This is a genomic window from Paracidovorax konjaci, assembly GCF_900112675.1.
Lineage (GTDB): Bacteria > Pseudomonadota > Gammaproteobacteria > Burkholderiales > Burkholderiaceae_C > Paracidovorax > Paracidovorax konjaci.
In genome coordinates, this window is the sequence record NZ_FOMQ01000007.1 from 76649 (window position 1) to 89277 (window position 12629).

Sequence of the window (12629 nt, forward strand, 5' to 3'; positions counted from 1 at the left end):
GCAGTCGCGTGACAGATATTCGCCAAGTCATTGATTTACATCAGAAAAATGATTGGCACGCAAGCTGCTGAGCAGTGCCAGGACACCGCGCCGCGGTGGCTGATCCACCCACAGGAACGATTGGAATCCCCATGGCCCGCACACTGAATCTCGTCGCCGTTTCCGGCAGCCTGCAACGCCCTTCGCGCACGCTTGCGCTCGTCGAGCACCTCGTGGAAAGAATCGGCGACGCCGTGCCAATCCGCGTGCGCACCATCGAACTGGGCAACATCGGTCCACGCCTGGCCGGAGCGCTGTACCGCAACCAGTTGCCGCCGGAGGTGGAGGCAGACCTTGCCGCCGTCGAGCAGGCCGACATCCTGGTCGTTGGAAGCCCGGTGTACCGCGCCACGTACTCGGGTCTCTTCAAGCACTTCTTCGATTTCGTGCACCACGAGGCGCTGGTGGATGTGCCCGTCCTGTTGGCGGCCACCGGTGGAAGCGAACGCCATGCGCTCGTGATCGATCACCAGCTGCGGCCGCTCTTCAGCTTCTTCCAGGCCCACACCCTGCCCCTGGGCGTGTACGGCACCGACAAGGACTTCACAGACTACCGCATCACCGACCCGGCCCTGCTGGCCCGCGCGGCCCTGGCGGTGGACCGTGCCGTGCCCCTGCTGCGCGCTGGCCTGTCGGATTCGCATGCGCTCCGGCCGGAACTGGCTGCCGTGGCCTGACGCCTTCACCAGCGCACTACCCCACCCACCCAACCACGAGGAGCCTTTCCATGAGCACCCCCCGCACCGAACCCGTCAAATTCGCCTACTGGGTCCCGAACGTCAGTGGCGGTCTGGTCGTGAGCACCATTGCGCAGCGCACCGACTGGAGCCTCGAATACAACCAGCGGCTGGCGGTCGCCGCCGAGAAGGCCGGCTTCGAGTACGCCCTGAGTCAGATCCGTTTCACGGCAGGCTATGGCGCCGAATACCAGCACGAGTCCGTCTCGTTCAGCCAGGCTCTGCTGCATGCCACCACCACATTGAAGGTGCTGGCCGCGATCCTGCCGGGCCCCTGGCATCCCGCCGTGGTGGCCAAGCAGATCGCCACCATCGACCACATCTCGGGCGGGCGCATCGGCATCAATGTGGTGAGCGGCTGGTTCAAGGGAGAGTTCACTGCCATCGGCGAGCACTGGCTGGAGCACGACGAACGCTATCGCCGCTCGAACGAATTCATCCGCGCGCTCAAAGGCATCTGGACGCAGGACAACTTCACCTTCAAGGGCGATTTCTATCGTTTCAACGACTACACACTAAGCCCGAAGCCGCTGCAAAAACCCCATCCGGAAATCTTCCAGGGCGGCAGCTCCCGCGCCGCGCGCGACAACGCGGCCAGCGTTTCCGACTGGTACTTCACCAATGGCAATACGCCGGAGGGCCTCAAGCTCCAGATCGACGACATCCAGGCCAAGGCGCGGGCCAACGGCCATACGGTGCGCATTGGCGTGAATGCGTTCGTGATTGCACGCGATACCGAGGAAGAGGCCCAGGCCGTACTGCAGGACATCCTGCGGCATGCGCACGTGGAAGCAGTGCACGCCTTCGGCGATGCCGTGAAACAGGCTGGCAAAGCATCGCCAGAAGGTGAAGGCAACTGGGCGAAGTCCACCTTCGAGGACCTCGTGCAATACAACGACGGCTTCCGCACCAACCTCATCGGCACACCACAGCAGATCGCCGAACGCATCGTGGCGCTGAAGGCCATCGGTGTGGACCTGGTACTGACCGGTTTCCTGCACTTCATCGAGGAAGTCGAGTACTTCGGCCGCGAGGTGCTGCCCCGGGTGCGCGAACTGGAGGCGCGCCAAGCAACGTTGGCCGAGCAGCCCGCCCTGGAAGCCGTGGCCTGAAGCGCACCACCTCTCGGCCCGCACCTGCACTGCCATGGCACCGATCCCATCACACCCCGCGCTGCAACTGCGCCACATCGACCTGGCGTTCGGTGGCGTGAAGGCACTGTCGGATATCGACCTGGACATCGCCCCCGGGGAGATCCGCGCCGTCATCGGGCCCAACGGGGCCGGCAAGAGTTCGTTGGTCAACGTGGTCTGCGGCCTCTATCGGCCGAGCCGGGGCCACATCCGGCTGGGTGCCTCCGGGTTCGCGCACGTGCCCACCCACCGCCTGGCACGGCTCGGCGTGGCACGCACCTTCCAGAATCTGGCACTGTTCCGGGGCCTTTCGGTGCGCGACAACGTGGCGCTGGGGTGCACGGCACCGCAGGGCTCATGGGTCGCGCAGTGGGCTGGCTGGCCGACCGCCCGCGAAGCCCGCCGCGCAGCCATCGCACAAGCCGATGCGATGCTGGGTTTCCTGGATCTGCAGGCCGTGCGCGACCGGCCCGCCGGCACTTTGCCCTATGGCCTGCAGAAGCGGGTGGAACTGGCCCGCGCACTGGCCGCCTCCCCGCGCCTGCTGTTGCTGGACGAGCCCATGGCCGGCATGACACAGGCCGAGAAACGCGACATGGAGCGGCTCGTGCGAGCGGCCAGCGACCGCTTCGGTCCGGCCATCCTCCTCATAGAGCACGACATCGGCGTGGTGCTCGGGCTCTCCGACCGCGTGGCCGTGCTGGACCACGGCCGCAAGATCGCAGACGGCACCCCGAACGAAGTGCAGTCGGATCCCACCGTGATCGACGCCTACCTCGGCGTGGAGCACGCCACCGATGAAAGCGGGGACGCATGATGGATCCGGACCTCGCATTCTTCACCGAAGTGCTCGTGGGCGGCCTGCTCTCGGGCGTGATGTATGCCCTGGTGGCCATCGGCTTCGTGCTGATCTACAAGACATCCGGAGTGCTCAACTTCGCGCAGGGTGCGCAATTGCTGCTGGCAGCGCTGACCTTCGTGAGCCTCCTGGAACGCGGGCTGCCCTTTGCACTGGCACTGGCCGCCACATTCGCGCTGATGGTGGCGCTGGGACTTGCCATCGAGCGCACCGTGTTGCGGCCGCTGGCCAACCGCTCGCCGATGACGCTGTTCGTTGCCACGCTGGGGCTTTCCTACGTGATAGAGGGTGTGGCGCAGCTGGCATGGGGAACCCAGGTGCATGCGCTGGAACTGGGCATCGAAGACACGCCGCTCGATTTCGCCGGTGTGCTCGTGTCGCGCTTCGACCTCGTGGCCGCTGCCTGTGCAGGCGCCGTGGTGGCCCTGCTCTCGGCCTTCTTCCGCTTCACGCGGACGGGCCTGGCTTTCCGCGCCGTGGCGGACGACACCTTCGCCGCCCTGGCCATCGGGCTGCGCCTGCCGCGCGTCTGGGCCGCCGTATGGGCTGCCGCCGGCGTGATCGCCCTGGTGGCGGGGCTGCTCTGGGGCGCCCGCCTGGGAGTGCAGTTCTCGCTGTCGCTCGTGGTGCTCAAGGCATTGCCCGTGCTGGTGCTGGGGGGCTTCGATTCGGTGGCAGGCGCCATCGTGGGCGGACTGATCGTCGGGGCCCTGGAGAAACTCGCCGAGGTGTACCTGGGGCCCGCCGTCGGCGGAGGTATCGAAGGATGGTTCGCCTATGCCGTGGCGCTGCTGTTCCTGCTGGTGCGCCCGCGCGGCCTGTTCGGCCAGCGCCTGGTGGAAAGGGTGTGAATCGCCATGGGTGCCATCCTCCCTGCCGATACGTCACCGCCCCTGGCCATCGCCCCGGCGTCCGGCCTGCGGCGCGCCTGGGCATACGCGCCCCGAGGTCTGCCGGTCCTGGCCATTCTGGCCGTGGGCTACGGGCTCGTACCCGCGCTCGCCAGTCCCTACTGGCTCGATGCGATCCTGATCCCCTTCCTGGCGCTTTCGCTCGCGGGCGTCGGGCTGAATCTGCTCACGGGCTATGCCGGGCAGCTTTCCCTGGGTACGGCGGCTTTCATGGCCGTCGGGGCCTTCGCCACCTACAACCTGCATCTGCGCATTCCCGGCATGCCGCTGCTGGCCAGCATGGCACTGGGCGGCCTGTGTGCCACGGCCGTAGGCCTCCTCTTCGGCTTGCCGAGCCTGCGGCTGCGCGGCTTCTATCTGGCGGTCTCCACGTTGGCCGCGCAGTTCTTCGTGCAGTGGATGTTGACCAAGTTCGGCTGGTTCACGAACCACAGCAGCTCCGGGGTGATCGATGCGCCCGAACTGCGCGTCGGGCCCTGGGTGTTCGACACGCCCACCGCGCGCTACCTGTTCGCGCTGACGGTCGTGGCACTGCTCACCACTGCCGCCTGGCGGCTGGTGTCCACGCGCACCGGGCAGCACTTCGTGGCGGTCCGCGACAACGAACTCGCGGCCCGCGTGATCGGGATTCCCGTGCTGCGCACCAAGCTCCTGGCGTTTGCGGTGTCCTCGTTCATCGTGGGCGTGGCCGGTGTGCTCTGGGCCTTCGTCTACCTGCGCACCGTGGAGCCGGCAGGCTTCAACCTGGACCGCTCGTTCCAGATCCTGTTCATCGTGATCCTCGGTGGGCTGGGCACGATCCGCGGCGCGTTCTTCGGCGCTGCCCTCATCGTGGTGCTGCCGTTGCTGCTCTCCCGTCTGGGCAGCTGGGCGCTCGGGGGCATGTTCGATTCCGGGGTGCTGGAGATGAGCCAGCGCATTGCGCTGGGCCTTCTGATCATCGGCTTTCTCATCGCCGAGCCCGAAGGGCTGGCCGCGCTCTGGGCCCGCGCGCGGCAAGCGCTGGCACGGCGCCTCGGCATCGCGCGCTTCCATTGACTCCCCTTTCATTCCCGAGCCATTCCTCGCTTTCGCACTTCCGTCCTTCCAGGAGCTTTCTCATGCGTCTTCTTCGATCCTTGCGCACCGCCGCCGTCGCAGCCACCGTCGCTCTCGCCGGCCTGGCGGCGCACGCCGATGAGCAGTTCTTCCCACTGCAGAGTTACCGGGTAGGCCCGTATGCCGCGGGTGGTACCGGCTTTTTCGGAGGCTTCATCGACTACCTGAATCTGGTCAACCTGCGCGACGGCGGGGTGGGCGGCGTCAAGCTGACCTGGGCAGAGGGCGAGACGCAATACGAAGTGGAGCGTGGCGTCGAGGTGTATGAGCGCTTCAAGACGCGTCCCGGCATCGCCGCCTGGAACCCGCTTTCCGTGGGCATCGCCTACGCCATGCTGGACCGCGTCACTGCCGACAAGGTCCCGCTGGTCACCATCAACCATGGCCGTACCGACACCACGGACGGCCGCGTGTTCAAGTACGTCTTTCCGCTGCTGCTCAACCCGTACAGCGAGACCTCGGGCATCGTGAACTACATCGCGGGCAAGGAAGGCGGCGCCGAAAAGCTCAAGGGCAAGAAGATCGTGGTCCTCTACCACGGCTCTCCCTACGGCAAGGAGACGATCCCGATCTACGAGTTGCTGGCAAAGCAGTACGGCTTCACGCTGCAGCAGATCGAAGTGCCGCACCCGGGCAACGAACAGCAGTCGCAATGGCTCGCGATCCGGCGCGCCAAGCCGGACTATGTGGTGCTGCGCGGCTGGGGCGTGATGAACCCGGTGGCGCTGAAGACGGCGCAGAAGACAGGCTTTCCGGCCGAACGCATCGTCGGCAACGTCTGGTCCAACTCCGAAGAAGACGTGATCCCCGCGGGCGATGCGGCCAAGGGCTACACGGCCATCACTACCGTGGCGGCCGGAACGCAGTACCCCGTGCTCCAGGAAATCCAGAAGACCGTCTATGCGGCAGGCAAGGGTAACCTGGAGGATACGAAGCGCATCGGCAGCGTTTATCACAACCTCGGCGTGCTGAATGGCATCCTCAACGTGGAGGCGGTCCGCATCGCGCAGGCCAGGTTCGGCAAGCGCACGCTCACCGGTGACGAAGTGCGCTGGGGCTTCGAGAACCTGCGGATCGATGAAGCCCGTGCCGCAGCGCTCGGCGCCAAGGGCCTGTTCCATTCGATCCACGTGACCTGGGACAACCACGAAGGCGACGGCCGAGTGGCCTTCCAGCAGTGGGACGGGAAGCAGTGGAAGGTGGTGTCCGACTGGATCGCACCCGACTGGAAGCTGCTGCGCCCGCTGATCGAGAAATCCTCCGAGGCCTATGCCAAGGAAAGGAAGCTCGTGGTGCGCAAGCGCATCGAGGACTGACCCCTGTTCACCTCCCCGTACCCCCGTTCCCTTCAGGAGGAATCCGCCATGTCCGCCGTGCTCCAGAACCCCGCCACCGAACAACCGATCCGCCCGCATGCGCTGCAGGCGGCCCACCTGCCCGGCCAACCCGTGCCCGGGCTGCCGCGCAGTTCCCGACCCGCCCATGTGATCCGCAACGATGCCGAAGCCATCGCCGTGGCACGCCAGCTGGCGGCGCGCCTGCGCGAAGGCGCAGCGCTGCGCGACCGCGACCGGCTGTGGCCTGTGGAGGAAATCGACGCCTATTCCCAGAGCGGCCTCTGGGCCATCAACGTGCCCCGTGCCCATGGCGGACCCGAGGTGTCCTACGCCACGCTGGCGGAGGTGATCGCGATCATCTCCGCGGCAGACCCGTCCATTGGCCAGATCACCCAGAACCACCTGGGCATCGTGGCAGCGATCCGCACGGTCTCCGACGAGGCGCAGCAGGGCCTGCTGTTCCGCGAAATCCTTGCAGGCGCGCGCTTCGGCAATGCCTTCTCCGAATCGGGCTCCAGGCGCGCTGCGGACTTCGAGACACGCTTCGTCGACGACGGCGACCACGTGGTGGTGAGCGGGCGGAAGTTCTACTCCAGCGGCGCCCTGCTGGCCCACTACGTTCCCATCGTGGCCAACGACGCCCAGGGCCGCGCCTGGTACGCCATCGCGGAGCGCGATGCGCCCGGCCTCACGGTGATCGACGACTGGAGCAGCTTCGGCCAGCGCACCACGCTGAGCGGCACGGTGCTGATAGACCAGGTGCGGGTGCCCAGAACGCACCTCGTTCCGGCCTGGAAGGGCTATGACCGGCCGTCCGCGGACGGGGCCATCTTCCAGATCATCCAGGCCGCGGTCGACGTGGGCATCGCCCGCGATGCGATTGCCGACACGCAGGACTTCGTTCGCACCAAGACGCGCCCCTGGGTGGACAGCCAGCGCGACACCGCCGCCGAAGACCCGTACACCATCCAGGCCGTGGGCGACCTGCAGATCCGCCTGCATGCGAGCGAAGCCTTGCTGGAACGCGCCGGCCGCGCGATCGACCGCGCGCTGGCAGCCCCCGATGCCGATACGGTGGCCGAGGCGCAGATCGCCGTGGCCGAGGTGAAGGTGCTCTCCACCGAGACGGCGCTTCTGGCCACCAACAAGCTGTTCGAGCTGGCCGGCACGCGCTCCACGCTCGGCCAATACCACCTGGACCGGCACTGGCGCAACGCGCGCACGCACACGCTGCACGACCCGGTGCGCTGGAAGTACGCCATCGTGGGCAACTACTACCTGAATGGCGTGAAGCCCCCGTTCCACGCCTGGAGTTGAAGCCCATGGCCGCACAGGACACCGGCACCCCGCTGCTGCGCCTGGAGGGCGTGCACGTGCATTACCTGGGCGCCATCGCCGCGCTCCAGGGCGTGACGCTGGACGTCCGTGCCGGCGAGATCCATGCACTGCTCGGCGCCAACGGAGCCGGCAAGTCCACGGCACTGCGCGCGGTATCGCATCTGCTGGCGGCGCTGCGCGGGCAGGTCACGCAGGGCCGCATCGCCTTCGACGGACAGGACGTGTTGCGCGCCTCGCCCGATGCGCTGGTGCGGCGCGGCCTGGTTCCCGTGCTGGAGGGGCGCCACTGCTTTCCCTCGCTCACGATCGAGGAGAACCTCGTCACGGGCGGCATCGGAGGCGGCGCATCGCGGGCACGGCTGGCACAGGATCTGGAGCGGGTCTATGCCGCGTTCCCCCGCCTCCAGGCCAAGCGCCATACCCCCGCAGGGCTCACTTCGGGCGGGGAGCAGCAGATGGCAGCGATCGGCCGGGCGCTCATGGCGCGGCCCCGGCTGCTGGTGCTGGACGAGCCCAGCATGGGGCTCGCGCCCCGCACGGTGGAGGACATCTTCCGGGAACTCGCGCGGCTCAACCGCGAAGAGGGCCTGACGCTGCTGATCGCCGAGCAGAACTCCACCGTAGCCCTGCGCCATGCCCACCGCGCCACGGTCCTGGACACAGGGCGCAGCGCACTGCAGGGCGAGGCGCATGAACTGCGGGCCCGGGCGGACATCCGCGCGCTGTACTTCGGCCAGGGCATCGCCCCTGCGGAGCCCTTGCCGGCCGCTGGGGCTTGACGCACCGCGCCAGCCAAGGCGCAAAGCAAAAACCCCACAGGACTCGCGTTCTGTGGGGTTTTGATCTGGTGGCGCTTCACGGATTCGAACCGCGGACCTGTGGATTATGATTCCATCGCTCTAACCGACTGAGCTAAAGCGCCGAAGCCCGCAAGTATATCGCTTTTTTCTGCCGGCACAACACTTGGCGCACCCTGGTGCCGGCCCGCGTACGGCATTCCGGCGGGCGGCCCGTAGAATCCCGGCCTCAGCCCCTGGATGAACACCATGAACCGCTGCCAGCCCCACACACCCCTTTTCCGTTCCCGCCGGCTGCGCAGCGCTGCTGCGCTGCTGCTGGCGCTCGGCGCGGCAGCGGCCTCCGTGCCTGCTGCAGCGCAGCAGGTGCAGCCCTCGCTGGGCGGCGTCCGCAACTTTCCCGAGGCCGCGCTGCGCGGCACCCTCGTGGTCATGAGCACGGCGGAAGCCCAGATCAACGGCAACACAATGCGCATGGCCCCCGGCATGCGCATCTTCAGCCCGCAGAACTCGCTGGTGATGGCCCACACGGTGATCGGGCAGTCGTTCACGGTCAACTACGTGATCGAGCCTTCCACGGGCATGCTGCACGCGGCCTGGATCCTCAGCAAGGCCGAAGCCGCCCAGCCCCGCAAAGGCAGCGGCGGCTCTTCGCTGTTCGACACCCTGTTCGGCTCGGGGAGCTGAGCCATCGGGGCCCGGCCCCACCCGCTCCCCGCATCCGAGGCCGCTCTCGCCCGGCGCCCCTGCTGCAGCAGGGACCGCGCACTCGCAGGCGGGCGGCTGACTCTCTCTTTCTGCCTTCTTCCGGATTTCCTGCCATGGCCAAAAAAGTCTTCGTCAAAACCTTCGGCTGCCAGATGAACGAGTACGACTCGGACAAGATGGTGGACGTGCTGAACGCCGCACAGGGTTACGAGCCCACACAGGATGTGGAAGAGGCCGACCTGATCCTCTTCAATACCTGCTCGGTGCGCGAGAAGGCGCAGGAGAAGGTGTTCAGCGACCTGGGTCGCATCAAGCACCTGAAGGCCCGCGGCGTGAAGATCGGCGTGGGCGGCTGCGTGGCGAGCCAGGAAGGCGACGAGATCATCAAGCGTGCGCCCTACGTGGACGTGGTGTTCGGCCCGCAGACGCTGCACCGCCTGCCCGAACTGCTGGCGCAGCGCGAGGCGCTGGCGCGCCCGCAGGTGGACATCAGCTTCCCCGAGATCGAGAAATTCGACCACCTGCCGCCCGCGCGCGTGGAAGGCGCGAGCGCGTTCGTCTCCATCATGGAAGGCTGCAGCAAGTACTGCAGCTACTGCGTGGTGCCCTATACGCGCGGCGAAGAGGTGAGCCGGCCTTTCGACGACGTGCTCGTCGAGGTGGCCGGCCTTGCCGACCAGGGCGTCAAGGAAGTCACGCTGCTGGGGCAGAACGTGAACGCCTACCTCGGTGCCATGGGCGAGACGGCCGAGCGCGCAGACTTCGCCTTGCTGCTCGAATACGTGGCCGACATCCCCGGCATCGAGCGCATCCGCTATACGACGAGCCACCCGAACGAATTCACGCCGCGCCTCATCGAGGCCTACGCGCGCATCCCGAAGCTGGTGAGCCACCTGCACCTGCCCGTGCAGCATGGCTCCGACCGCATCCTGATGGCCATGAAGCGCGGATACACGGCCATGGAATACAAGAGCACGGTCCGCAAGCTGCGCGCGATCCGGCCCGACCTCGCGATGAGCAGCGATTTCATCGTGGGCTTCCCCGGCGAGACGGAGGAAGACTTCCGCAAGATGATGAAGCTCATCGACGACGTGCATTTCGACAACAGCTTCAGTTTCATCTTCAGCCCCCGCCCCGGCACGCCGGCCGCCGGCCTGCACGACGACACGCCCCACGAGGTCAAGCTGCGCCGCCTGCAGGAGCTGCAGGCGGTGATCAACGCCAACATCCGCTCCATCAGCGAGGGCCGCGTGGGCTCGGTGCAGCGCATCCTGGTGGAAGGCGTCTCCAAGCGGGACGGCAGCGAGCTGATGGGCCGCACGGAATGCAACCGCGTGGTCAACTTCGCCGGACACCCCCGGCTCATCGGCCAGATGGTGGAGGTGGCGGTCACCGAGGCCAAGGCCTACACCCTGCGCGGCGAGGTCGTCTTGGCCGACCACGACGCGGTGGCGGCGCTCTGAAGGCGGGGCCGGTTTGGGTTTCGCCGCGCGCCTGTTCCGCCGCCAGCAGGGCGTCGCCGCCCTCGGGGGGCTGTCGTTCCAGCAGATGCTGCTGCTGGCCTTCCTGCTCATCGCCGGGCTGCAGGGCGCGAGTTCGCTGCGCGCGATCTTCACGCTGGAGCAGCTCATGGGCCAGAGCCGCCACGGCGCGGCCGAGGCCATACAGCTCAACGCGGCCGCCCAGAGCCTGAACGCGCGCAGCCAGACCCTGGAGCGCGCGGCCCGACAGTCGCTGGTGCTCACCGACCGGTCGCTGCGCCGGCGCTTCGACGAGATCTCCCGCGAGGCACGCGACATCCTCCAGCGGCTCGAGAACAACGGCCTGCCGCCGGAGCTGGGTGCGCAATGGCGCGGCCACCTGACCGATGTGACGGCGCTGCTGGACGGCCCGCCGGCCCTCTCGCTGGAGAACGAGCGCACCGTGGCCGCGCTGTTCCTGGAACTCGACGGCGTGAACGGCGCCATCGCCCAGTCGGTGCAGGACATCAACACGCGGCGCAGCACCGAGCTGCAGGCAAAGATCGAGTCCAGCCGCCGGGAGGTGACGCACCAGGTGGTGGGCGTGATCGTGCTGGCCCTCGCGCTCGCGCTCGCGCTGGGGATCTGGCTCGCACGTCCCTTCAAGCGGCTGGAGAACGCGATCCGCCTGCTGGGCGAGAACGAACTCGCGCAGCCGGTGGACATCCCCGGCCCGGTGGACATCCGCCGCGTGGGCCAGCAGCTCGAATGGCTGCGCGTGCGCCTGCTGGAGCTGGATGCCGACAAGGCGCGCTTCCTGCGGCACATCTCCCACGAACTCAAGACCCCGCTGGCATCGATGCGCGAAGGCGTGGCGCTGCTGCAGGACGGCGTGACCGGCGAACTGATGCCCGGGCAGCGCGAGGTGGTGAACATCCTGCACCAGAACACGCTCGTGCTCCAGAGCGAGATCGAGGCGCTGCTGCGCTTCAATGCCGCCGCGTTCGAGGCGCGCCAGTTGCACCGCACGCCCACCGACCTGCTGGCCCTGATCGAAACCCAGATCGAGGCGCAGCGCCTGCAGTGGCAGGCCCGCAAGCTCGACGTGGTGCTGGAGGGCAAGCCGGTGACGCTGCCGCTGGACGCCGAGAAGATCGCCTCGGCCGTGGGCAACCTGCTCTCCAATGCCATCCGCTTTTCTCCACGCGGCAGCAAGATCTTGATTCAACTCACACGTTTCGAGGATCGAATCCGCGTCGATGTGACCGATGAAGGCCCTGGTGTGCATGAAAATGACCGCAGCCGCATCTTCGAACCCTTCTACCGGGGCGTGCGGCAGCCGGAAGACGCCGCGCGCGGCACCGGCATCGGCCTGTCCATCGTCCAGGAGTACGTCGCCGCCCACGGTGGGCGGGTGAGTCTGGTCGAGTCCGGCGAACGCACACCCTTCCGAATCGAACTGCCCCATGCTTCCTGACCCCTCGATGCCACGCACCGTTTCCCGCGCCTTGCCCGAACGCATGCGTGCCTGGCCGGTGGCGTGCCTGGCGCTGTGGGGAAGCCTCGCGCTCGGCGGATGCACCACGCCGCCCCCGCCCGCCGAGCCGCCGCCCGCCGTGCTCCCGGCCCCGGTCCCGCCGCCGATGCCCGATACCGACAAATCCGACGCGGATGCCGCTTCGGCACCGGCCACGGGCAGCTCGGAGCCCGAATCGGCGCCCTCGCCCGCTCGCGCGGCCGTGTCCGTGCCGCGGCAGATGCTGCAGTACGCGGACCGCGTGCGCACGCTGTCGCCGCCCGAGATCACGGCCGAGATCGCGCAACTCTCCGACGCCCAGTCGGCGAACGGCTCGCCCGAGAAGACCCTGCAGCTCGCGCTCGCGCTGCTGCAGACCCGCCAGCCTGCCGATACGGCGCGCTCGCTGGGCCTCGTGCAGAAGGTGCTGGGCGATGCGCGGCCGGCCGCAGCCGCGCTGCACCCGCTCTCGCGCCTGCTGGAGAACCGCCTGCTGCAGCAGCGCCGCCTCGAAGACCAGCTCGACCGCCAGGGCCAGCAGTTGAAGGACGGCCAGCGCCGCATCGACCAGTTGAACGAACGCCTGGAAGCGATGCGTGCCATCGAACGCAGCCTGAACGCACGGCCGGGTGCGCCCGGCAACGGCAAGACCGCCCCGCCCCCCGCCCCCACCGACAGCCCCCGCTGACACCGCCG

The 12629-nt window shown here is 67.8% G+C and carries 12 protein-coding genes and 1 tRNA gene; 12 read left to right on the top strand and 1 reads right to left on the bottom strand.

Features of this window, described 5'->3' with window-relative positions; translation table 11 throughout:
• Positions 1-131: 131 nt before the first annotated feature.
• The 8 genes from msuE to BM144_RS12435 all read left to right on the top strand — a co-directional run bounded on the left by msuE (position 132) and on the right by BM144_RS12435 (position 8231).
• Positions 132-716: an FMN reductase gene (msuE, locus tag BM144_RS12400; protein ID WP_092952660.1), complete on the top strand. Its 585-nt coding sequence runs from the start codon at positions 132-134 to the stop codon at positions 714-716.
• A gap of 50 nt (positions 717-766) precedes the next feature.
• Positions 767-1888 (top strand): dimethylsulfone monooxygenase SfnG, encoded by a 1122-nt coding sequence (sfnG, locus tag BM144_RS12405; protein ID WP_092952662.1) that lies wholly within the window; start codon positions 767-769, stop codon positions 1886-1888.
• Positions 1889-1922: 34 nt separating this feature from the next.
• Entirely contained in the window at positions 1923-2726 is an 804-nt protein-coding gene (locus BM144_RS12410) for an ABC transporter ATP-binding protein (protein WP_092952664.1), read from the top strand.
• Positions 2726-3619, top strand: a complete 894-nt coding sequence (locus BM144_RS12415) for a branched-chain amino acid ABC transporter permease (protein ID WP_092952999.1) — start codon at positions 2726-2728, stop codon at positions 3617-3619. The genes BM144_RS12410 and BM144_RS12415 overlap by 1 nt, the downstream gene beginning before the upstream one ends.
• 6 nt (positions 3620-3625) lie before the next feature.
• Positions 3626-4717, top strand: a complete 1092-nt coding sequence (locus BM144_RS12420; RefSeq protein ID WP_092952666.1) for a branched-chain amino acid ABC transporter permease — start codon at positions 3626-3628, stop codon at positions 4715-4717.
• A 62-nt stretch (positions 4718-4779) separates the two neighbouring features.
• Complete coding sequence (locus BM144_RS12425; protein WP_092952668.1) at positions 4780-6093, top strand: ABC transporter substrate-binding protein; 1314 nt, start codon at positions 4780-4782, stop codon at positions 6091-6093.
• A 48-nt stretch (positions 6094-6141) separates the two neighbouring features.
• Entirely contained in the window at positions 6142-7431 is a 1290-nt protein-coding gene (locus BM144_RS12430) for an SfnB family sulfur acquisition oxidoreductase (protein WP_092952670.1), read from the top strand.
• A gap of 5 nt (positions 7432-7436) precedes the next feature.
• Positions 7437-8231, top strand: coding sequence for an ABC transporter ATP-binding protein (locus tag BM144_RS12435; protein WP_092952672.1), 795 nt, complete (start codon positions 7437-7439; stop codon positions 8229-8231).
• Between the two features lie 66 nt (positions 8232-8297).
• Here the strand turns inward: BM144_RS12435 and BM144_RS12440 are convergent.
• Positions 8298-8374: transfer RNA gene (locus BM144_RS12440), tRNA-Met, on the bottom strand.
• A 124-nt stretch (positions 8375-8498) separates the two neighbouring features.
• On the opposite strand from BM144_RS12440, the gene BM144_RS12445 reads away from it, so the two are divergent.
• The 4 genes from BM144_RS12445 (at position 8499) to BM144_RS12460 (ending at position 12621) form a co-directional block, all read left to right on the top strand.
• Positions 8499-8936: a hypothetical protein gene (locus BM144_RS12445; protein ID WP_434802664.1), complete on the top strand. Its 438-nt coding sequence runs from the start codon at positions 8499-8501 to the stop codon at positions 8934-8936.
• Positions 8937-9070: 134 nt separating this feature from the next.
• On the top strand, positions 9071-10420 hold the full coding sequence (gene miaB / locus BM144_RS12450; protein WP_092952676.1) for a tRNA (N6-isopentenyl adenosine(37)-C2)-methylthiotransferase MiaB: 1350 nt from the start codon (positions 9071-9073) through the stop codon (positions 10418-10420).
• Positions 10421-10433: 13 nt separating this feature from the next.
• Positions 10434-11894 carry a sensor histidine kinase gene (locus tag BM144_RS12455; protein ID WP_092952678.1) on the top strand — a complete coding sequence of 487 codons (1461 nt, stop codon included), beginning with the start codon at positions 10434-10436 and terminating at the stop codon, positions 11892-11894.
• Positions 11884-12621 (top strand): hypothetical protein, encoded by a 738-nt coding sequence (locus BM144_RS12460; protein ID WP_092952680.1) that lies wholly within the window; start codon positions 11884-11886, stop codon positions 12619-12621. Before BM144_RS12455 ends, BM144_RS12460 begins: the two co-directional genes overlap by 11 nt.
• Positions 12622-12629: the final 8 nt, after the last annotated feature.